The sequence below is a fragment of the Kribbella sandramycini genome, from assembly GCF_013131805.1.
GTDB classification, from domain to species: Bacteria; Actinomycetota; Actinomycetes; order Propionibacteriales; family Kribbellaceae; genus Kribbella; species Kribbella sandramycini.
Genome location: NZ_JABJRC010000007.1, coordinates 325,352 through 345,832, shown reverse-complemented (window position 1 = coordinate 345,832; position 20,481 = coordinate 325,352). Strand labels below are relative to the sequence as shown.

Below are 20,481 nucleotides of genomic sequence, written 5' to 3'. Positions count from 1 at the left end.
TGGTGACTCGCTAATTGGACTCGCCGGTAATTTCGACGAGTTGGGGTGACTTGGCTCATGGGCGGACCAGTGGGGGACTGGCATAGTGCCTGCATGGGTCGCGAACTGCAGACGGTGGGTGTGGTCGGTCTCGGCACGATGGGCGCCGGTATCGCGGAGGTGTTCGCGCGGCACGGGCTGAGCGTGGTGGGCGTGGAGCGGGACGAGGATGCGGTGGCGCGCGGGCGCGGACACATCCAGCACTCGACCGATCGGGCGGTGAAGCGCGGGAAGCTGTCCGTCGAGGATCAGCAGGCGCTGTTCGACCGGGTGACCTTCGCGACGTCGCTGGAGGCGTTGGCCGACTGCGATCTGGTGATCGAGGCCGTGGTCGAGCGGCTCGAGCTGAAGCGGGAGATCTTCTCGGCGCTCGACAAGATCGTGCGCGAGGACGCGATCCTGGCCACCAACACGTCGTCGTTGTCGGTCACCGAGATCTCGGTCGCGACCCAGCGGCCGCGGCGCGTGGTCGGGATGCACTTCTTCAACCCGGCGCCGGTGCAGGAGTTCGTCGAGGTGATCAAGACCGTCGTCACCGAGCCGGATGTGGTCGAGGACGTCCAGGCGCTGGCCCGCCGGCTCGACAAGGTGCCGGTGGTCGCGGCCGACCGGGCCGGGTTCATCGCGAACGCGCTGCTGTTCGGCTACCTGAACCACGCCGTCTCGATGGTCGAGTCGCACTACGCCACCCGCGAGGACGTCGACGCCGCGATGCGGCTCGGCTGCGGCTACCCGATGGGTCCGCTGGCGCTGCTCGACCTGATCGGCCTCGACACGGCGTACGAGATCCTCGACACGATGTACAAACAGGGCCGGAACCGGCTGCACGCCCCGGCCCCGATCCTCAAGCAGATGGTCACCGCCGGCCTGCTCGGCCGCAAGACCGGCCGCGGCTTCTACACCTACGAGGCGCCGGACTCGCCGGTCGTCGTCGACGACGAGCAGACCCCGAAGCCGAACGGCGCCGAGACGGCGATCCGCCCGATCCAGCAGATCGGCGTGGTCGGCTCCGGCACGATGGCGGTCGGCATCATCGAGGTCTGCGCCAAGGCCGGGTACGACGTCCGGTACGTCGCCCGCGGCACCGAGAAGGTGGACAAGGTCCGCGCCGGGCTGGAGCGCTCGCTGGAGAAGGGCGTCCAGCGCGGCAAGCTGTCGGAGGAGGAGCGGGACGCCGCGCTGCGCCGCATCACCGGCACCGCCCGGCTCGACGACCTGGCCGCCGCCGACCTGGTGATCGAGGCCGTCGTCGAGGAGTTGAGCGTCAAGCAGGCGCTGTTCGAGACCTTCGACGAGATCTGCAAGCCGACCGCGATCCTCGCCACCACGACGTCCAGTCTGCCGGTCATCGACCTGGCGATGGCGACCAAGCGCCCGGCCGCGGTCGTCGGCCTGCACTTCTTCAACCCGGCCCCGGTGATGAAACTGGTCGAGGTGGTCAGCACGGTCGCCACCGCGCCGGACGTCGCCGACACCGTCGCCGCCCTGGCTGTTGCTGCCGGCAAGCACCCGGTCCGCTGCGGCGATCGGGCCGGCTTCATCGTCAACGCGCTGCTGTTCCCGTACCTGAACGACGCCGTCCGGATGCTGGAGGCGCACTACGCCGGCGTCGACGACATCGACGCCGCGATGAAACTCGGCTGCCGCCTCCCGATGGGCCCGTTCGAGCTCCTCGACGTGGTCGGTCTCGACGTCTCACTCGCCATCCAGCGCACCCTTTACCTGGAGTTCCGCGAGCCCGGCTTCGCCCCCGCCCCACTGCTCGAGCACCTCGTCACCGCCGGCTACCTCGGCCGCAAAACGGCGCGCGGCTTCCGGGACTACGCGAAGGCCTGACGGCCCGCGCACCTGGCAGACTGCCGCGGGTGCGAGAAAAGGTCGCGGGGTATGTGGTCGCCGGCTGCATGCTGTTCCTGCACTTCACGCTGACCCTCGGGCTGATGTTCATGCCTGGTCAGGTCGGCGCCGACTGGCCGGGCTGGCAGTCGACGATGTTCCTGGTCGGGATCACGGTGGTTCCGGCGGCGATGTGGCTGATCATCATGTCGTCCGGCGGGCTGGCAACCGCCCGCTGGATCTCGGCTGTCGCGGTCGGCGGTGTTCTGCTACGCGTGCTGTGGACGGCGTACGACGGCGGCTGGTCCGCGACGGTCGCCGTACTGCCGGTGCTGTTGTTCCTGCTGGGCATCGCGGTCTGGCTGGTCTACACCTGGCCCCGGTCGTCCCGCCCGCTCCGCGACCTCGCCGCGCGACACGGCTGGCAGCTGGAGGAAGCCCGCAAGCTGAACCTGCCTGAGCTGCCGGCCCCGGTCGGCCGGGCTTGGAGCGTCCGGGACGCCGTCCGGACGCCGAGCGGCGGTGTCGCCTTCGAGGTGCGCTGGCTGCAGTGGCACTGGCTGATCGCTCACCGGCGCCGGTTGAGCGTCTTCGTCCGCATCCTCGACGTCGCGCTCCCGCCGTTCGAAGTCCGGCCCGGTGGACTGGCGCGCTCCGACCTGGAGCTGGAGAGCGGTGAGTTCAACCGCAGCTTCGACGTCCTCGGCGACAACCCGCGCTACCTGATGGCGACCCTGCACCCCCGGAACCTGCAAACGCTCCTCGACGCCCGCCCGATCAGCCTGGCCGTCAACCGGGCCGCCCTGGTGCTGTCGGACGACGGCCCACTGACCGACTCCCTCACCCGCGGCCTCACCGCCCTCGACCGCCTCACCATTCCGCCCCACGTCGCCGAGGACTACGGCCAGTACCGCGGCACCACGCCCGGCCGAGGCCTCCGCTTCCGCCTGCCGGACCTCCCAGCAAACGTCGTCCTGGCCCGCCTGTTCTTCTTCGCCGCCGGACTGCTCGGCCTCACCTACCTGTCCTGCCTCGCCGCAGTGCAGATCTACGGAGCGTAGATGGGAAAGCTCTTCACAGCGTGGGAATTGGCGGCGCTCGCCTCCCGCCTGTTGATGATTTTCACGCTGGTTGCGTTGTACGGCATGGACGGGTTCGCCGGTGCCGACTGGCCGGAGTGGGGGTCGATGATGACGACCTTCTCGCTGACGGTCCTGCCGGTGGCCTGGCTCCTGGTGTCGGCCGGTCAGAGCGCGGCGCCGGTAGGTCGCTGGATCGCGCTGGCCGGTGTGCTGGCGGCCATCCTGCGGGTGCTCTGGGTGGTGTACGACTCCGGGCCGGTGCCGACGATTGCCGTCGTCCCGCTGCTGGTGGCGCTGTTCCTGGTCGCGGCGTACCTCGTCTACACCTGGCCGCGCCGGGCTTCCCGCGCACTGAGAGAGCTTGCCTGGCGCAACGGTTGGCAGGTGGTTCCGACGAAGAAGCTGCAGCTGCCGATCCTGCCGCTCCCGGTCGGCGTGGCGCGGAGTACCCGGGACGCCGTCCGGACGCCGACCGGTGTCGCCTTCGAAGTGCGCTGGGTCAAGTGGCACTGGCTGGTGGCCCGCCGGGTTCGGCTGAGCGCGTTCATCCGGCTCGTCGAATTCAATCTGCCGACCCTGGAGGTTCGGCCCGGCGGGCTGGCGCGGTCGGACCTGACCCTGGAGAGCGAGCGGTTCAACCGCGCCTTCGACGTGCTCGGCGACGACCCGCGCTACCTGATGGCCGTCCTGCACCCGCGGAACATGGATGCGCTGCTCGGCGCCCGGCCGATCGGTCTGACGATCGACGGCCGCGTGATCGCGCTGTACGACCGCAGCCCGCTGGCCGAGTCGCTGATCCGTGGGCTCGCGGCCCTCGACCGGCTCAGCATCCCGCGGCATGTTCTGGAGGACTGGGGGAAGTACGCAGGCCCCAATCTGCCCAACCCCGGTCTGAAGTTCCGGGATCCCGGCGACGACGAGACGCCTGGTGGGATGTTGTTGCGGCTGCTCGGGTTCTCGGGTGGGTTGCTCGGGTTCACCTGGCTCGGGTGTTATCTCGGGGTGACGATTTACGGCTCCTGATCGCCGTAGTTGCCGCAGGGGCCGCCGCCGAGGGCTTCGGGGAGGGTGGCCGGCTGGTGGTCGGGGCGGATGAGGGGGTTGTAGAAGGCGGCGATCTCGGTGCTCGCCTCGGGGACGTAGTGGAAGATCAGCGAGCGGCGGAAGCGGTCAGGGCTGGTGTTCGGGCGGGAGCCGTGGACGACGCTGCCGTGGAAGAACAGCACGTCACCGGCTCGCATCCTGGTCTGGACCTTGTGCAGGCCGGCCGGGATCGGCACCTCGGCGTTGGTGAAGGACTCGGTCAGGTCGGCGGCCTCGGGGCAGACCAGCTCGGTCCGGTGCGAGCCGGGGACGACGGCCAGGCCGCCGTTCTCACCGTCGACGTCGTCGATGGCGATCCAGGCCGCCAGGCAGGTCTCGGGGTCGGCGCGGAGGAACATGTTGTCCTGGTGCAGCGCCTGGCCGCGGGCGCCCGGCGGCTTGAAGTAGAACATCGACTGGGCGGCCAGCGGCGGGCCGATCAGCGTGCTGACGACATCGAGGATCCGGCTGTCGAGCATCAGCTCGCGGGCCAGCCGGCCGGCCTCGACATCGGTCCGCCGGTGCGGGTGCACGAACCGCGGGTAGCGGGCGAGCGGGTCGCCGTCCGGGATGCCGTCGTCGAAGTCCATCGAGCGATCGGACTCGACCTGCGCCATGAACGCGGTGCGGATGCGGTCGACCTCGGTCGGGTCGAGGAGCTGGGGGACCTGGACGACACCTTCGGCGGCGTAGATCTCGGCAAGTGCGGTCATGTCTTCAGGATCGGTCCGGACGACGGCGCCCGGCGATAGTCTATTGCGCTGTGAACCTTCGAGATCCTGCTGAGTCGCCCTCGCCGGTCGTGCGCCGGCTGGTCACCGGCGAGTTCGACGAGGGACCGGAGTACCGGACGTTCCGGCGGCGCGGGACGACAGACTGGCTGCTCGTGCTGACCCTGGACGGCGCCGGCCACTTCAGCGCCGTCGCGGCCGAACCAGGCACGATCGTGCTGGTCCGGCCCGGCACACTGCACGACTACGGGACCGTGGGGGAGCGCTGGCACTTCGTCTACGCGCACCTGCACCCGAAGCCCGAGTGGCTCCCGCTCCTGGACTGGCCGGTCGTTGCTCCCGGCATCCTGTTGCTCCGGCCCGCGAACACCGATCGGATCGCCGGCCACCTGCGCGACGCAGTCCGTTTCCAGCGCAGCGTCCTGCCCCAAGGTGAGTTGCTCAGCCTGAACGCCCTCGAAGCCGCCCTGCTCTGGTGCGACACCCAGAACCCGAAGGCCGTCCGCATCGACGACCGCCTCCTCCGCGCGATCGAACTCGTCGACCAGAACCTCAAGGCCGCCCTCGACGTCACCGACCTGGCCCGCGCCGCCAACCTCTCCGTCTCCCGCTTCGCCCACCTCTTCCGCGCACAACTCGGCATCACCCCGCAGCAGTTCGTCGAACGCCGCCGGATCGACGCCGCCCGCCGTCTCCTCGAACTCACCACCCGCTCGATCGCCTCCGTCGCCGCCGAAGTCGGCTACCCCGACCCCCTCTACTTCTCCACCCGCTTCCGTCTCGCCACCGGTACCAGCCCCACCTCCTACCGGCGAAACACCGTCGCCAACGACAGGAGGTAGTCGGCCCGCGGCCGTGTGCTTACGCTCAGCCTCGGCTCCCGTCCGCCTGATGACGTCACTACCTCCTGTCCTTAGTGACTGGCCTTACGCTCTGACCATGACTTCGCGTGTGTTGGGGATGGCGGCGGCGGTGCTGCTGCTGGGTGTGGTTGCTTGTGCGCCGGAGGACCAGTCGAGCGGTACGCCGGCGCCGACCGGGGCGGATGCCTGTGGCAAGGACAAGCTGGCGGTGAAGACGGCGGGGACGCTCTCGGTCGGGACGGACAAGCCGGCGTACGAGCCGTGGTTCAGCAAGGACGACCCGGCGAACGGGCAGGGCTACGAGTCGGCGGTCACGTATGCGGTGGCGGCGAAGCTGGGGTTCGCCAAGGATGCGGTGAAGTGGCAGACCGTGCAGTTCAACGCCGCGTTCGCGCCGGGCCCGAAGAAGTTCGACCTGGACGTCAACCAGGTGTCGATCTCGGACGCGCGCCGCAAGGCGGTCGACTTCTCGTCGGGGTACTACGACGTCCGGCAGACCGTGATCACCACCGCGGGCAGCAAGATCGCGAACGCCAAGACGGTCGCCGAGCTCGCGGAGGCCAAACTCGGCGCCCAGGTCGGGACGACGAGCTACACGGTCGCCAAGGATCAGATCAAGCCCAAGCAGCAGGTGGCGGCGTACGACACCAACGACCTGGCCGTGCAGGCGCTGAAGAACAAGCAGCTGGACGGGATCGTCGTCGACCTGCCGACCGCCTTCTACATGACCGCGGCGCAGCTCGACAACGGCAAGATCGTCGGCCAGCTGCCGGCGTCCGGGGCGGCTGAGCAGTTCGGATTCGTGCTGGAGAAGGACTCGAAGCTGACCGGCTGCGTGTCCCAGGCCGTCGACGCGCTCAAGGCTGACGGGACGCTGGCGAAACTGCAGCAGCAGTACCTGACCGAGGAAGGCGCGCCCGAGCTCTCATGAGCTGGGAACCTTCAGCGCTGCAGCAGGAACGGACGGCGTACCGGCGGCGGCAGGCGCGGCGCTCGACGCTGATCGCGGCCGGCAGCTCGATCGTGCTGCTCGTGCTGGTCGCCTTCGGCATCGGATCGACGCCGGGCTGGCCGCGGGTCCGGGAGACGTTCTTCAACGCCGACCGGGCGTGGGAGGCGCTGCCGACGGTCGCGCAGGGGCTCTGGCTGAACATCCGGGTGATGCTGATCTGCGCCGTGCTGATCGTGATCATCGGGATGACGCTGGCGATCCTGCGGACGTTGCGCGGGCCGATCTTCTTCCCGCTCCGGGTGTTCGCGGCGGCGTACACGGACGTGTTCCGCGGGCTGCCGCTGCTGCTGGTGATCTTTCTGCTGGGCTTCGGCGTACCGGCGCTGCAGTTGCGCGGGTTGCCGAGCGACGCGGTGATCTGGGGTGGGGCGGCGCTCGTGCTGACCTACTCGTCGTACGTCGCCGAGGTGTTCCGGGCCGGGATCGAGTCGGTGCACCCGTCGCAGCGGGCCGCGGCGCGGTCGCTCGGGCTGACGTACCGGCAGACGCTGCGCTTCGTCGTCCTGCCGCAGGCGGTCCGCCGGGTGCTGCCGCCGTTGCTGAACGACTTCGTCAGCCTGCAGAAGGACTCCGGCCTGATCGCGGTCCTCGGCGTGATCGACGCCATCCGCGCCGCCCAGCTGGAGACCGCGATCGACTTCAACTTCACCCCGTACGTCGTGGCGGGGCTGCTGTTCGTCGCGCTGACCATCCCGCTCACCCGGCTGACCGACTACGTCGCGCGCCGGCAGGGCTGGTACGGCGTCGGAGGGGGACCGGTATGACGCTCTTGTCGCTGCGTGGTGTGCGGAAGTCGTACGGCGCGAACGTCGTCCTGCACGATTTCAGCCTGGACGTCGCCCAAGGGGAGTGCGTCGTGCTGATCGGCGCCTCCGGGTCGGGGAAATCGACGTTGTTGCGTTGTGTGAACCTGCTCGAGGTGGTGGACGACGGCGTCGTCGAGCTGGCCGGTCGGGACATCACCGACCCGCGGGTGAACGCCGACCAGGTGCGGTCGGGGATCGGTTTCGTCTTCCAGTCCTACAACCTGTTTCCGCACCTGACCGTGCTGGACAACATCACGCTCGCGCCGATCCGCGTCCACGGCGTCGCGCCCCCGGAGGCCCGTCGTCGGGCCCTTGCCATGCTCACCCGCGTCGGCCTCGCCGAGAAGGCCACCGCCAAACCCGACGAACTCTCCGGCGGCCAGCAGCAACGCGCCGCCATCGCCCGGGCCATGGTCAACAACCCCCAGCTGCTCCTCCTCGACGAGGTCACCTCCGCCCTCGACCCCGAACTCGTCGGCGAAGTCCTCGACCTCCTCCGCGACCTCAAACGCGAAGGGATGACGATGCTCGTCTGCACCCACGAGATGTCCTTCGCCCGCGAAGTCGCCGACCGAGTCTGCTTCCTCCACCAAGGCCGCCCGCTGGAGATCGGCCCACCCGCCCAAGTCCTCGACAACCCCCAAGAACCCCGAACCCGCGAGTTCCTCTCCCGCCTCCGCTCCTGACCCCACTCATTTCCTGGGCCCACCCACGAGAAGCTGGGAGAGCCTACCGCAGGCGGTGGGCTCTCCCGCTGTTTGCTGGGTGGACCTATGGCGTTGCTGGGTGGGCCCACGAAATGGGGGTGAGTCAGCGGGCGGAGAGGTACTGGAGGACGGCCATCACGCGGCGGTTGTCGTCTTCCGACGGGGGGAGGTCGAGTTTCGCGAAGATGTTGTTGGTGTGTTTCGAGACCGCTTTCTCGGTGACGAAGAGGGCGGCGGCGATGGCGGCGTTCGAGCGCCCTTCGGCCATCAGGCCGAGGACTTCGGACTCGCGCGGGGTGAGCCGGCCGATGGGCTCGTCGCGGGTGTTGCGGGCGAGCAGCTGGCCGATGACGTCGGGGTCCATCGCGGTGCCGCCGGTGGCGACGCGGCGGACGGAGTCGAGGAAGTCGGCGACGTTGGAGACGCGGTCCTTGAGCAGGTAGCCGACGGCACCGCCGCCGGTCAGCAGCTCCCGGGCGTACAGCTGCTCGACGTACTGGGACAGCACCAGGATCGGCAGACCGGGGACCTGCTTGCGCGCCTCGATCGCGGCCCGCAAGCCCTCGTCGGTGAAGGTCGGCGGGAGCCGGACGTCGACGACGGCGACATCCGGCCGGTGCTCCACCAGGGCGGGCACCAGCCGGGGGCCGTTGTCGACCGCCTCGACGACCTCGAAGTCGTGCGCCTCCAGCAGACGGATCAGGCCGTCCCGGAGGAGGGCGTGGTCTTCAGCGATGAGGACTCGCAAGGCAGCTCCATGATCACGGTGGTCGGCCCGGCGCTCGGGCTCACCACGGTCAACGTACCGTCGAAGGCGGCCAGCCGCCGCTCGATACCGTACAGACCGCCGCCGGGCCGGATCACCGCCCCTCCCACCCCGTCGTCGCCGACCAGGATGTGCAGCTTCTCGTCCTCGTGGGTGATCTGGATCCAGGCGTTCGTCGCGGCCGAGTACTTGACCGCGTTGGCCAGCGCCTCGGCGACCGCGAAGTACGCCGCGGACTCCACCGGCGCGGCCGGCCGGCCCGGGACGTCGAACGTGACGTCGACCTTGAACGGGCAGGTCAGCGCGAGCGCCTTGACCGCGCCCTCCAGACCGCGATCGGCCAGCACCGGCGGGTGGATCCCGCGGACCAGGTCACGCAGCTCGGACAGCGCCGTACTCGCCGACTCGCGGGCCTCGGTGAGCAGGGCCGCCGCCTGGTCCGGGTCGCGGGCGACCATCTCCTCGGCCATGCCGAGGTTCATGCTGAGCGCCGCCAGCCGGGCCTGCGCGCCGTCGTGCAGATCGCGCTCGATCCGGCGCAGCTCGGCCGCCTGGGTGTCGACGGTCTCCGCGCGGGACTCCGCCAGCTCACGGACCCGCAGCGCCAGCTTCGCGCTCTCGGTCGGCCCGAGCAGCGAGCGGGCGATGTAGGCGTTCGCCTTCAGCAGCCGCTCACCGGCCGCCATCCAGATCAGGAACCCGATCAGCGCGACCGGCATCACCAGGAAGCTGGTCCAGAAGTTCACGTAGAGCAGGCCGCCGAACGGCTCGTTGAAGACGCCCTCCGGTGTGACCTTCACGAGCAGCGGATAGACCCCGTAGAAGATCGTGGTCAGGAACAGCACGGCGCTGACCAGGCACAAGGCGAACCCGATCACCGCGTTCACCAGCAGCCAGACGATGTCGCGCCAGGTGGCCGGGTCGGTCAGCGTCGTCCGCAGCCACATCAGTACGCCGGGCAGCGGCGGCTTCTTGTACGGGCGGGGGATCCGCTCGCCGATGAAACCGGCCAGCATCGTCCGGTGGCAGTTCGCAAACCAGCGGGTGGCCGGCACGACCGCCAGCAGCAGCGGGATGCCGACCCAGACCGCGATCAGCGGCACCGACACCACGCTCAGCACGAAGAACGCGATACCGATCTCGGCCAGGACGGCGAGGAACAGCGCGATCCACGGCTGTGCGAGTTTGGGATACCGCATCGGCGGTCTCTCCACGACCTGAGTGCTCATGGCCACCATCATGACCGACAGTGAGCCCCGAACCAGTGGTGCTAACTCCCCAATCCGCAGGTGGGATAGGTCCCAGCACATTCGGGGGATAGGCGGCCTGTGCGCGGGCCCGGCGGCGACCAGGCTTGGCCCATGACGAGCACAGTGACGACGAGAACCACCCGCGGGAGCGGTTTCGCCCCGCTGCTTCGCGAGATCAAGAACGCCGGGCTGCTCGAGCGGCGGACGGCGGCGTACGGGATCTCGATCGCGGTCAACGTGGGCCTGATGGCGCTCACCTGGGCCGCGATCGCCGCGGTCGGCGCGTCCTGGTGGGTGGTGCTGCTCGCCGTCCCGCTGGGCATCCTGACCACCCGCGCCGCGTTCTTCGGGCACGACGCCGGCCACCAGCAGATCGCCAGTTCGCGCCGGCTGCACGACTGGATCGGCGTCCTGCACGCCGACCTGCTGCTCGGGATGAGCTACGCCTGGTGGAACGACAAGCACAACCGGCACCACGCCAACCCGAACCACACCGACAAGGATCCGGACGTCGGCGAGGGCATCCTGGTCTGGACGATGGAGCAGGCCGAGGGCCGCAAGGGCCTGGAGGGCTGGCTGACCCGGAACCAGGCCCGGATCTTCTTCCCGCTGCTCACGCTGGAGGGGTTCAATCTCAAGGTCTCCAGCGTCCGCTTCCTGCTCGCCAACCGGCGGACGCAGGGGCTCGAACTCGGCCTGATGGCCGCGCACCTGGTCCTGTACTTCGGCGCGCTGTTCCTGCTGCTCTCCCCGGGCCAGGCGATCGTCTTTGCGCTCGTGCACCACATGGTCTTCGGGCTGCACCTCGGCAGCGTGTTCGCGCCCAACCACAAGGGCATGGAGATGCCGGAGGAGGGCAACGACTGGGGGCACCTGGAGAAGCAGGTGCTGACGTCGCGCAACGTGCGCGGCGGCCTGGTCACCGACTGGATGATGGGCGGGCTGAACTACCAGATCGAGCACCACCTCTTCCCGAGTATGCCGCGCGCCAACCTGCGGTTCGCCCAGCCGATCGTCCAGCGGTACTGCGCGGACGTCGGCCTGCCCTACCTGAGCACCGGCCTGATCGATTCGTACCGGATGGGTCTGCGGCACATGCACGAGGTCGGCCAGGAGCTGCGGAACGAAAAATCCTTCACTAACTGAGTTCTCTCGATTACCTTCTCTGCTCTCGGGGCCGCCACCCTTGTGAGGAGAGACCTGCATGACCGACACATCCGGTGTGAGCCGCCGTGGCCTGTTGGGCGCGGCGGTTGCGGGTGTCACCGTCGCCGCCGCGGCGCCTGCGCTACCCGCGTGGGCCGCGGACGACCAGCGCCCGGGCGCACCCAACAGCCCGAAGCTCGACAAGTACGACCGCCAGATCGTCTCCGCCCTCTCCTCGGAGCGAGCCCTGCGGCACCTGCAGGTGCTGTCGCAGGACATCGGCCCGCGGATCGGCGGGACCAGGAGCGAGAAGCGCGCGGCCGACTACATCGCCGACCAGCTCGACCGCTACGGCTACCGGACCCGGCTGGAGCCGTTCACGGTTGCCGACAAGTTCACCGCCGAGATCGAGGATGTCCGCGGCATCTTGCCGAACGATCTGTGCTGGCAGGCCGGCGCCGCGCCCGGCGGGAAGCTCGATGTCACCGTCCAGGGCCCGGTGCGGGATGTCGGCCCGGCCACTGCGCCGGTCTGGCCGGCAGATGTCGCCGGTGCGATTGTCATCGCGGATGACACGGCCGCTGCGCGTCCGGCGTTCGTTGCCGAGGCCGCAGCGAAGGGTGCGGTCGCCGTCATCCTGCTCCCGGCCGATCTGGTGTTCCCGCGTCGGGCCTCTGCTTTCCAGCCCGGCGGGCTCACTGATGCGCCGATCCCGGTCATCGGCGTCGCTCAGGTGCAGAAGCGGCTGCTGCGAGAGGCGCTCGCGGTGGTCAACTCGCTGCCGCTCAAGGTCAGCACCAAGGCGCACCGCGGTCTGACCTCCAACAACGTGATCGCCGAGCGGAAGGGTCGCAGCGGCTCGAACGGCCCGATCGTGATGGTCAGCGGCCACTACGACTCGGTCATCGGCGCTCCGGGCGCGAACGACGACGGCTCCGGCACAGTCCTGACGATGGAGCTGGCCCGGGTCTTCAGCCGGCTGAACACCAACGCGACGCTGCGGTTCGCGCTGTGGGGCTCTGAGGAGCAGGGCCTGATCGGCTCGCGCTACCACGTCGCCCAGCTGCCGCAGGACCAGCGCGACCGGTACAAGGCCGTCTTCCAGAACGACATGGTCGCCACCAGCTGGGATCCGGCAGTCACCTACTGGATTCTGTCGTTCACCGGCCTGGCCAACACCGCGACGGACGCCGTCCGCGCATCTGGCCAGCGGCTCGGCTACGACCCGCAGATCGTCGGGCCGGTCCTGCGGGGCGCGTCTGACCACCAGTCGTTCCAGGAGGTCGGCATCGCCTCGGCCAACTTCTCCTGGCGCGGTGAGATCTCACCGGCACACCTTGAGCCGCCGTACCACTCGCCGGAGGACACCATCGAGAAGAACGTCAGCCTGGAGCGCCTCCAGGTTTCGATGGAGCTGATCGGCACAGCGGCGTACCGCGTCGCCCGCAGCTGAGTACTAGATGCCAGTGCCGGGGCGACATGCCCTAGCCTTAACGGGCTATGTCGCCCCGGAGCAGGAAACCGTCGAAGTGGCAGCGGCCCGTCAGCGACCGGCCGTTGCTGGGTGGTTCCCAGGCCCGGGAGGCGCGTGCCGACGGGGACTGGAACGTCCGGCGCGTGTCCGGCTCGGCGTCCGGTAAGTCGTACCGCTGCCCGGGCTGCGATCAGCAGATCCCGCCGTCCACGCCGCACGTGGTGGTCTGGCCGGACAACCCCAGCCTGCTTGCCGCGATCGGTGGCGCGCAGTCCCTCGACGAACGCCGCCATTGGCACACCGCCTGCTGGCAGCGCCGTCGCTGAGTCGGAGGTCCCGAGTGAAGCTCCCGGTCACGTCGTACGGCGAAACTGGTACGCCGGTCGTGGTCATGCATGGTCTGTTCGGCTCTGGCCGGAACTGGATGACGGCTGCCCGCCGACTGGCCACCGAGCACCGCGTCTTCGCGCTGGACCTGCGCAACCACGGCTCGTCGCCGCACGTCGACACGATGAGCTACCCGGAGATGGCGGACGACGTCCGCGAGACGATCGAGGGCCTCGGCACCGGCCCGGTCGCGCTGGTCGGCCACTCGATGGGCGGGAAGACCGCGATGCTGACCGCGCTGTTCTACCCGGCGGTGGTCGAGCGACTGGTCGTGGTGGACGCCGCTCCGGTCACGTACCCGCCGGCGTTCGTCGAGTTCGCCCAGGCGATGCGGAACGCTGATCTGACGTCGGTGCAGCGCCGTGCGGATGTGGACGCGCAGCTGGCGGCCGCCGTACCGACGCCGGGGACGCGGGCGTTCCTGCTGCAGAACCTGATCCTGGACGACGACGGCGCGCGGTGGCGGCCGAACCTGCCGGTGATCGAAGCCGCCCTGCCTCAGATCTCCGGCTGGCCGGCCGCCGGTCTCGAGGGCCGCCAGTACGACGGCCCGACGCTGTTCGTGTACGGCGGCAAGTCGGACTACGTCCAGCCGGACCACCGGGGCACGATCGCGTCGTACTTCCCGCGCGTGCAGTACGCGGAGGTCGCCGAGGCGGGGCACTGGGTGCATGCCGAGCGCCTCGACGACTTCCTGGCTGCTGTTACCGCTTTCCTGGCTTGACCGGGTCCGCCATCGGCGGGGTCGGACGGTGCGGCTTCATCGGCTGCGCCTTCCGGTCGGCCTCGGCCTCGGCGCGCTTCTCGGCCTCGAACGCCGGAACGCTCACACCGGCCTTCTTGGCGGCCGCGACGACCGCGTCGTAGGCCTGGTCGGCGAGCTGCCGCGTCGATTCGTACTGGTGCTCGGCCAGCCGGCCCTTGGCCGTGCCGATCAGCTTGTCGGCGCGAATCAGGTCGGCGTACCCGCGGTCGGCGGTCGGCGACGCCAGGACCTCGGCGGCCAGCGCGTTCGCGGACTCGACCAGCGCGGCGGCCCGGAACCGGCCCATGTTGTCGTGGTCGAACTGACCGAAGTCGAAGTTCGTCTGCATGTAGTTCATCACCGAGTTCGAGTAGCCGCCGAGCCAGGTGAAGTAGTAGTCGCCGGTCGGCTCGAAGAACTTGTTGGTGCGGCTGTCGTAGCCGTCGTGCGGGTGCGACAGACCGACGTGGTGGCCGATCTCGTGGATCATCGTGCTGGTCGCGCCGTAGCCCCAGCCGATGTACTGCGGGGACAGCCAGTTGTAGACGAAGCCGGGGCTGCCGTCGACCCAGTTGTCACCGGCGTACCCGAGCCACGGCAGGTTCTCCTGCGTCATCGCGTAGGTGAAGACCGGCAGCTCGTAGTCGACCTGGCCCTTGTCGTCGAGCACCTTGTCCAGGTCGCGCTTGTTCTGCAGGTACATGTTCGCGAACGGCGGCAGCCCGGTCTCGGGGTAGCAGGAGACGTTGCGCAGCCAGTCCTCGACACAGCGCTTGGCCTCGCCGTCGTACGGGAGGTTCTGCTGGTCGAAGGAGAGCTCGATACCGGGCAGGACCTCGCCCAGCTCGCTGGTCAGCAGTTCGGGCTTGAGGTAGCGGTTGCTGTCCGGCCAGCCCTCGTAGGTGTTGCTGTCCAGGTTGACCGTCGAGGCCTTCGCGATGGTCAGCTCGACCGGGTAGGTCGGCGACGCGGTGGCGATGCCCTGGATGAAGACGGTCGAGAGCAGCTTGCCGAGGTCGCCGGTCAGCGCGGCGGGACTGCGGTAGCCGTCAGCGGCGTACTCCCAGGCCGGCGGGATCCGCCAGTCCGGCTTGTTGTCGCCGTCCAGGTCGGCGTCGTCCACGTTCTCGGCGCCGCCGAACTGCTCGGGACCGGCCGACAGGTCGTGGAACCAGACCCGCCGGGTGTCCCCGAGCCCGCTCTCCTCGTCGGCGGCCGTCGTCCCGCCCCAGGCGTTCATCGCCCGGCTGGCGTACTTGCCCCAGTTCTGGCCGGTGTCGGGGTCGACCTCGTCGGTCTTGGTGTAGACGTGGAACTTGAAGTCGGGGCGGTCGTACCAGTTGATCAGGTAGACCGTGTTCTGCTTGGTGTCGACGCCGGCCGGCGCGTTGAACGCGAGCCACTTCTCGACGGCGGGCGCGTCGATCTCGTGGTTGGCGGTGACGTCGAGCTTGTTGTTCTGCTGCGCGTTGTACCGGGTCTGGACGGCGTTCAGCTCGACCGGCCGAGCGAGCTCGGACAGCTTCCGGAAGAAGGTGTTCTGGTACGTCTGGTCGGCGTACTGCAGCTTGTAGTCGTAGGTGTAGTTCAGGCCGATCGTCTCGTCGATACCGGCCAGCAGCCGGGTGATCTGCTTGGGCTTGTGCGCCTTCGGCAGCGCGCTGTTCAGCGCGTTCAGGTCGACGCTCCCGGGCTTGTAGCCGAGCAGCACGACGTTCACGGGGACCTTCTCGGCCAATTCGGGCTGACCGCCCGGCTTGAGGTGCTCGAACCGCGGCGGCGCCGCACTGGCGGGAGCCGCCGCCCCGAGCCCCGCGACCAGGCCCAGGATCGTCGCAGCCACCACTGCCAACCGTCGTCTTCTCATCGCACTCCTTCGAATTCTTCTGCTGACAGTGCGGAGTTCTACACGGCGGGCAGGGCCACCGGCGATGCCTTCGGCCCTGGTCGAATGGACTACCGGTAACACATTGACTGCATTACGAATCTGGCGGAAACTTTTCGACAATCGGTTGGCCGAGAGGAGCCGTCCATGAGCAGGACAGTGCTGGCGATCGGCGCGCACATCGGCGATATGGACCTGACCGCGGGCCCGACGCTGGCCAAACTCGTCCTGGACGGCGCGAACGTCACCATCGTCGCGCTGACCGCCGGCGAACGCGGTCACCCGCGCCTCCCGCCGGCGGAGTACAAACAGCAGAAGGTCGCCGAGGGCGAGGCCTTCGCCACCGCCATCGGCGCCGACTTCATGGTCCTCGGCCACCGCGACGGCTTCCTCCCCGACACCGACGAAGCCGCCGCCGAACTCGCCACCGTCATCCGCGAGACCCAGCCCGACACCCTCATCACCCACTGGAAGCACAGCACCCACCGCGACCACTCCCGCACCGCCGCCCTCGTCGACCGCGCCCGCTTCCTCGCCGACTTCCCGATCACCCCCGCCGACGCCCTCGGCACCCTCCACGACCTCCCGCGGCACGCCGTCCGCACCCTTCTGCACACCGAGAACTGGCAAGACATGGACGGCTTCCACCCCACCCACTACGTCCCCATCCCCGACGAAGCCTTCTACCGCTGGATCTCCGCCATCCGCCACCAAGCCTTCGCCCGCGGCGAAACCCAAGGCTTCCGCCACATCGACTACTACACAGCCCTCATGACCACCCGAGGCTGCCTCTCCGCCTACCCCCGAGCCAACGCCTTCCACCAACCCCCCACCCCCGAAACCACCAAACTCGCCGGCCCCTGACTCCCCGGCCCGCTCCTGCCCCGGCACGAACGACAGGACGTGCTCGCCGATCCGGCGGATCCGGGCCCGGTCGTCCCGCTCACGGGGGCAGCTACGTACACGACTACGTCCTGTCCTTCGTGCAGACAAGTCGGCCGGCCCCTGCCGCTCCGTGTACCTGGCGTCGCGTGGAATCGGTCGAGGATTCGGGTGCCGCCGAATCGCGCCCGCAGCGTGCGGTGCGCTTCTTACTGTCTCGTCGCGTCGCCCAGAGCTGGGCGACGCGACGACAGCGAGGAGTTGGCGATGAACCGTACGACCTGGAGCGGCTCGGCATCCAGCGGGCGCCGCGAGGCGCGGGTCAGGAGGCGTCGGCTTTGCGGACCCAGACTTCGCGGATGATGAGGAGGATGGCGGCGGCGGAGGGGATGGCCAGGAGGGCGCCTACTACGCCTAGGAGGGCGCCGCCGAGGAGGGCGGCGATGACGGTGACGGCGCCGGGGATGTCTACGGCACGGCGCATGATGCGGGGGGCTACGACGTAGTTCTCGATCTGCTGGTAGACGATGCCGTAGATGAGGCAGGCGATGCCTACCCAGAGGCCGTCGGTGAAGCCGATCAGGGCTACTACGACGACGCCGATCAGGCCGCCGACCATGGGGATGAAGGCGCAGAACATGACGACGATGGCGAGGGCCACGGCGTAGTCGCGGAGGCCGACGATCTCCAGGAAGATGAACATGAAGACGCCGGCGCAGAGGGCGACGGTGAACTGGCCGCTGACGTAGCCGCCGACGCGGGTGAGGACCTCGTCGCCGAGGATGGCGACGCGGTTGCGGCGGGAGCGGGGGACGAGGCTGTAGGCGGCGCGTTTGACCGAGGGGAGCGAGGCGAGGAAGTACAGCGTCAGGATCAGGATGGTGAAGGTGTTGAAGAGGGCGCCGGCGACGACCTTGCCGACGCCGAGGATGCCGCCGAAGGCGCGCTGGGCCAGGGCCGGGTCCTGGATGTACTCCTGGGCCTTCTTGATGAACTGGTAGCGGTCGTTCAGCTCGTTGAGGGTTTTCGACTTGGTGAGCAGGTCGAGCCACTCGGGGGCGTTCTTGATCAGGCCGTTGATCTGGTCGGTGACGACCGGGACGATCGCGAAGCCGACGCCGGCGACGGCGAGGATGACGAGCAGGAAGACGACGCCGACCGAGAGACCGCGTTTGAGGCCGCGGCGCATGAACCACTCGACGAGCGGGTTCAGGCCGACGGCGATGAACATCGAGACCAGCAACAGGATCAGCACCGAGCGGGCGTGGCCGAGCGCGTTCCACAGGCCCCAGGCGACCAGGACGCCGAGCGCCGCGAAGAAGCCGAAGACGAACGGGTTCGAGCGCTGCAGCGGCGGGCCGGGTTTGCCCATGCCTTCGTCGGGGTGCCGCTCGTCGATCAGCAGCTCGTCGCTGTCGTCCTCGACGGCGACCGCGGTGGCGCGCCGGGCGGCGAGCTCGGCGCGGTCGGCCGAGCCGCCTGCCTTACCCGCGGCAGCTCCGGCTGCGATGACGGCGGCGCCCGCCTCGTCGGCTTCGTCCTCCGCGCGGTCCGCGGCGGTGACGGATTCGCGGGCCGACTCCCCGGCCAGCGTGGCCGAATCGTCGGCCTGCTCAGCCGCTCCTTGCGCCTGATCGGCCGACTCCGCGGCGTGATGCGCGGCGGTCTCCGCCTGCTCGGCGGCGGCCTTCACCTCGCGCGCGGCTTCGACGAGCTCGGCAGCGGCCGGTACGTCGGTCGCGGACACCGGCTCGGTGGTCTCGCCGGACGGGCTGGACGATTGCCCGGTGGCGTCGCCGGATGCCTGCGCACCCGACGACTGCTCAGTCGAAGCTGGGGTGTCGTCCGGGGTGGGGGGCGCTGTGGAGTTGTCGTCGCCGGATGGCGTCACTTGGTGTCCTTCGGGGATGGCGAGCCCGCGCCGGACTCGTCGGTCTTCTCGTCAGCCTTCACCGAAGTGTGCTCGCTGGTGAGGTCATCCAGGCGGAACTCGTCGATCCTCGTCGAGTCGGCCGGCTCGTCGTCCCCGGCGGGGCCGCCGGCGGACTTGCTGGTCAGCTCGGCGGCGACCTCGGGGTCGACGCGGAGGCCGGTGTCGATCCGGGTCTCGTCGACGCGGGCGCCGCCGGCGTCGGAGCCGATGAACGGGCTGGTGCCGGTGAAGGTGTCCGGCTCCGTGGCGGACGACGTCCCGGCGCCGAATGCGCTGTCGTCAGCGGCGGCCTTCGGGGCGAACGGGCTGTCGGCCGGTGCGTCCTCGGCGAATGGGCTCGCGCCCGCGGCGAAGGGGTTGCTGCCGGCGGTACCCGGACCGCCGGCCGTCGGGGCCAGACCGCTCGGAGCGAAACCGTCGGCGGAGGAGGTGAACCCGTCGGACGACGCGGCCGAGAAGCTGTCGGACGACGAAGGCTCGGAGGAGTCCGCCGAACCGGAGAACGAGGCACCCGAACCGGAGAAGCTGTCGGAGGAGGCGGCCGGGCCGGAGAAGCTGTCAGAGGAGGCGGTCGGGCCGGAGAAGCTGTCAGCGGAGGAGGCCGGCGCGGGGGAGGACGAAGGCGCGGCGAAGGGGTCGGTCGAGGAGGCGGGTGCGGCGAAGCCGTTGGAGGGCGGCGCGGTGAAGCTGTCGGCGGCCGGCGCCGGTTTGAACGGGTTCACGTAGGGGGTGACGGACGCCGTTTCGGAGTCGAGCTCGGCGGCCTGGCGGGCGATGTTGCCGGCGATCTCGTTCAGGCCGGCGATCTGGGTCAGGATGCCGTCGCGGCGCTTGGCCAGGCGCTCGGTCTCGCGGGCGACGATCGTCCGCGAGCGCTCGGCCTCGTCGGCGGCGCTGGCCAGCTCGGCCTCGGCGCGCGTCCGGGCGGTGCTGAGCAGCTGCTCTGCCTCGCGGCGGGCGCGGGTCAGGGTGCGCTCGGCGGACTCCTCGGCCTCGGCGCGGATCTTGCGGGCCTGCTCGGTCGCCTCGGCCACCCGGCGCTCGGAGGCCTCGGCGGCCTCCTTCATCTGGGTGGTCAGGTTCTCGGTGTCGGCGGCGATCTGGTTGTGCTTGTCGGCCAGCTCCTTGGCCTGCTGCTCACGCTCGTCGGCCAGCCGGGCGCGCAGGGCGGCCGACTCGCGCTGGATCGCCGTGCGGATCTTCTCCGCCTCGTGCAGCGCGCCGTTCTTCAGCGTGCTCGCCTGCGACTCGGCGGTCAGCGTCAGCTGCTCCGCCTTCCGCCGGGCGGCCTGCAGTACCTCGGCGCCCTCGGTCTCGGCCGTCCGCCGCAGCTCGCCCGCGTCGCCCTCGGCCGTCCGGCGCATCGAGTCGGCCTCGTTCAGCGCGACGGTCCGGATGTCCTCGGCCTCGCGCTCACCGGTCGCCCGCGACGCCGCGGCCTCCTTGGACGCGGTCGTCCGCAGCTCCTCGGCCTCGCGCCGGGCCTCCTCGAGCGCCTCGGAGGCCTGGTCCTGAGCCAGCCGCAGGATCTGGGCGGCCCGGTCGCCGAGCCCGGCGTACGACGGGTTGGCGCTGGCCTCGAGCTGCCGAGTGGTCTCATCCAGCTTGCGCTGCAGCGGCGCGACGCTGCCCTGCAGCTCGTCGGCCCGCTGCCGGATCTCGGCGAGCTGCATCTCCAGGGCCCGGACGTAGTCGTCCACGGCCTGCTTGTCGTAGCCCTTCCTGCTGACCGGGAAGCCTCCGGCGGCGGTGGCAGTGCGGTCGAAGAACGGCAGGCTCGACTCGTCAGGCATTCCCGAGATTCCCTTCAGGCGGCTCAAGCTGAATCCCCCACCTTAAGCCTGTCAGAAACCG

At 69.6% G+C, this 20,481-nt stretch carries 18 protein-coding genes; 12 read left to right on the top strand and 6 right to left on the bottom strand.

The window, feature by feature from the left end:
* Window positions 1-93 precede the first annotated feature (93 nt).
* Genes HPO96_RS27220 through HPO96_RS27210 form a run of 3 tightly spaced genes read left to right on the top strand, consistent with a single transcriptional unit; the run spans window position 94 to window position 3,980 of the window.
* Window positions 94-1,875, top strand: coding sequence for a 3-hydroxyacyl-CoA dehydrogenase family protein (locus tag HPO96_RS27220; protein ID WP_171677183.1), 1,782 nt, complete (start codon window positions 94-96; stop codon window positions 1,873-1,875).
* Between the two features lie 29 nt (window positions 1,876-1,904).
* Entirely contained in the window at window positions 1,905-2,936 is a 1,032-nt protein-coding gene (locus tag HPO96_RS27215; protein WP_171677182.1) for a hypothetical protein, read from the top strand.
* Complete coding sequence (locus HPO96_RS27210; RefSeq protein ID WP_171677181.1) at window positions 2,937-3,980, top strand: hypothetical protein; 1,044 nt, start codon at window positions 2,937-2,939, stop codon at window positions 3,978-3,980.
* On the opposite strand, the gene HPO96_RS27205 is transcribed toward HPO96_RS27210, so the two are convergent.
* A complete protein-coding gene (locus tag HPO96_RS27205) occupies window positions 3,968-4,753 on the bottom strand; it encodes a phytanoyl-CoA dioxygenase family protein (protein ID WP_171677180.1) in 786 nt (261 codons plus the stop codon). The genes HPO96_RS27210 and HPO96_RS27205 overlap by 13 nt on opposite strands.
* A gap of 50 nt (window positions 4,754-4,803) precedes the next feature.
* Here HPO96_RS27205 and HPO96_RS27200 point away from each other — a divergent pair, with 50 nt between their 5' ends.
* The 4 genes from HPO96_RS27200 (at window position 4,804) to HPO96_RS27185 (ending at window position 8,138) form a co-directional block, all read left to right on the top strand.
* Entirely contained in the window at window positions 4,804-5,613 is an 810-nt protein-coding gene (locus HPO96_RS27200) for a helix-turn-helix domain-containing protein (protein WP_337796830.1), read from the top strand.
* Window positions 5,614-5,710: 97 nt separating this feature from the next.
* Entirely contained in the window at window positions 5,711-6,565 is an 855-nt protein-coding gene (locus tag HPO96_RS27195) for an ABC transporter substrate-binding protein (RefSeq protein WP_238355543.1), read from the top strand.
* Window positions 6,562-7,410: an amino acid ABC transporter permease gene (locus tag HPO96_RS27190; protein WP_171677179.1), complete on the top strand. Its 849-nt coding sequence runs from the start codon at window positions 6,562-6,564 to the stop codon at window positions 7,408-7,410. The genes HPO96_RS27195 and HPO96_RS27190 overlap by 4 nt, the downstream gene beginning before the upstream one ends.
* Window positions 7,407-8,138: an amino acid ABC transporter ATP-binding protein gene (locus tag HPO96_RS27185; protein WP_171677178.1), complete on the top strand. Its 732-nt coding sequence runs from the start codon at window positions 7,407-7,409 to the stop codon at window positions 8,136-8,138. The genes HPO96_RS27190 and HPO96_RS27185 overlap by 4 nt, the downstream gene beginning before the upstream one ends.
* A gap of 124 nt (window positions 8,139-8,262) precedes the next feature.
* On the opposite strand, the gene HPO96_RS27180 is transcribed toward HPO96_RS27185, so the two are convergent.
* Window positions 8,263-8,907 (bottom strand): response regulator, encoded by a 645-nt coding sequence (locus HPO96_RS27180; protein WP_171677177.1) that lies wholly within the window; start codon window positions 8,905-8,907, stop codon window positions 8,263-8,265.
* Window positions 8,859-10,154 (bottom strand): sensor histidine kinase, encoded by a 1,296-nt coding sequence (locus HPO96_RS27175; protein ID WP_171677176.1) that lies wholly within the window; start codon window positions 10,152-10,154, stop codon window positions 8,859-8,861. Before HPO96_RS27175 ends, HPO96_RS27180 begins: the two co-directional genes overlap by 49 nt.
* A 132-nt stretch (window positions 10,155-10,286) precedes the next feature.
* On the opposite strand from HPO96_RS27175, the gene HPO96_RS27170 reads away from it, so the two are divergent.
* The 4 genes from HPO96_RS27170 to HPO96_RS27155 are packed head-to-tail and all read left to right on the top strand — an operon-like array spanning window position 10,287 to window position 13,906.
* Window positions 10,287-11,321: a fatty acid desaturase family protein gene (locus HPO96_RS27170; RefSeq protein WP_171677175.1), complete on the top strand. Its 1,035-nt coding sequence runs from the start codon at window positions 10,287-10,289 to the stop codon at window positions 11,319-11,321.
* Between the two features lie 58 nt (window positions 11,322-11,379).
* Window positions 11,380-12,774: a M28 family peptidase gene (locus HPO96_RS27165; RefSeq protein WP_171677174.1), complete on the top strand. Its 1,395-nt coding sequence runs from the start codon at window positions 11,380-11,382 to the stop codon at window positions 12,772-12,774.
* Window positions 12,775-12,821: 47 nt separating this feature from the next.
* Complete coding sequence (locus HPO96_RS27160; protein ID WP_171677173.1) at window positions 12,822-13,121, top strand: hypothetical protein; 300 nt, start codon at window positions 12,822-12,824, stop codon at window positions 13,119-13,121.
* 14 nt (window positions 13,122-13,135) lie between these two features.
* Window positions 13,136-13,906, top strand: a complete 771-nt coding sequence (locus HPO96_RS27155; RefSeq protein ID WP_171677172.1) for an alpha/beta fold hydrolase — start codon at window positions 13,136-13,138, stop codon at window positions 13,904-13,906.
* On the opposite strand, the gene HPO96_RS27150 is transcribed toward HPO96_RS27155, so the two are convergent.
* The gene (locus HPO96_RS27150; protein WP_171677171.1) at window positions 13,887-15,794 is read right to left on the bottom strand and encodes a zinc metalloprotease; all 1,908 of its coding nucleotides are present in this window, start codon (window positions 15,792-15,794) and stop codon (window positions 13,887-13,889) included. The genes HPO96_RS27155 and HPO96_RS27150 overlap by 20 nt on opposite strands.
* Before the next feature lie 165 nt (window positions 15,795-15,959).
* Here HPO96_RS27150 and HPO96_RS27145 point away from each other — a divergent pair, with 165 nt between their 5' ends.
* On the top strand, window positions 15,960-16,676 hold the full coding sequence (locus HPO96_RS27145) for a PIG-L deacetylase family protein (RefSeq protein ID WP_171677170.1): 717 nt from the start codon (window positions 15,960-15,962) through the stop codon (window positions 16,674-16,676).
* Between the two features lie 340 nt (window positions 16,677-17,016).
* Here HPO96_RS27145 and HPO96_RS27140 read toward each other — a convergent pair whose 3' ends face one another.
* The gene (locus HPO96_RS27140) at window positions 17,017-18,585 is read right to left on the bottom strand and encodes an AI-2E family transporter (protein WP_337796829.1); all 1,569 of its coding nucleotides are present in this window, start codon (window positions 18,583-18,585) and stop codon (window positions 17,017-17,019) included.
* The gene (locus HPO96_RS39260; RefSeq protein ID WP_272954691.1) at window positions 18,582-20,420 is read right to left on the bottom strand and encodes a transposase; all 1,839 of its coding nucleotides are present in this window, start codon (window positions 20,418-20,420) and stop codon (window positions 18,582-18,584) included. The genes HPO96_RS27140 and HPO96_RS39260 overlap by 4 nt, the downstream gene beginning before the upstream one ends.
* Between the last annotated feature and the right edge of the window lie 61 nt (window positions 20,421-20,481).

Coding starts and splice junctions, on each gene's coding strand:
- HPO96_RS27195 (WP_238355543.1), top strand. CDS start 5,711: ATGACTTCGCGTGTGTTGGGGATGGCGGCGGCGGTGCTGCTGCTGGGT.
- HPO96_RS27160 (WP_171677173.1), top strand. CDS start 12,822: ATGTCGCCCCGGAGCAGGAAACCGTCGAAGTGGCAGCGGCCCGTCAGC.
- HPO96_RS27170 (WP_171677175.1), top strand. CDS start 10,287: ATGACGAGCACAGTGACGACGAGAACCACCCGCGGGAGCGGTTTCGCC.
- HPO96_RS27165 (WP_171677174.1), top strand. CDS start 11,380: ATGACCGACACATCCGGTGTGAGCCGCCGTGGCCTGTTGGGCGCGGCG.
- HPO96_RS27175 (WP_171677176.1), bottom strand. CDS start 10,154: ATGAGCACTCAGGTCGTGGAGAGACCGCCGATGCGGTATCCCAAACTC.
- HPO96_RS39260 (WP_272954691.1), bottom strand. CDS start 20,420: ATGCCTGACGAGTCGAGCCTGCCGTTCTTCGACCGCACTGCCACCGCC.
- HPO96_RS27205 (WP_171677180.1), bottom strand. CDS start 4,753: ATGACCGCACTTGCCGAGATCTACGCCGCCGAAGGTGTCGTCCAGGTC.
- HPO96_RS27185 (WP_171677178.1), top strand. CDS start 7,407: ATGACGCTCTTGTCGCTGCGTGGTGTGCGGAAGTCGTACGGCGCGAAC.
- HPO96_RS27150 (WP_171677171.1), bottom strand. CDS start 15,794: ATGAGAAGACGACGGTTGGCAGTGGTGGCTGCGACGATCCTGGGCCTG.
- HPO96_RS27220 (WP_171677183.1), top strand. CDS start 94: ATGGGTCGCGAACTGCAGACGGTGGGTGTGGTCGGTCTCGGCACGATG.
- HPO96_RS27145 (WP_171677170.1), top strand. CDS start 15,960: ATGAGCAGGACAGTGCTGGCGATCGGCGCGCACATCGGCGATATGGAC.
- HPO96_RS27190 (WP_171677179.1), top strand. CDS start 6,562: ATGAGCTGGGAACCTTCAGCGCTGCAGCAGGAACGGACGGCGTACCGG.
- HPO96_RS27210 (WP_171677181.1), top strand. CDS start 2,937: ATGGGAAAGCTCTTCACAGCGTGGGAATTGGCGGCGCTCGCCTCCCGC.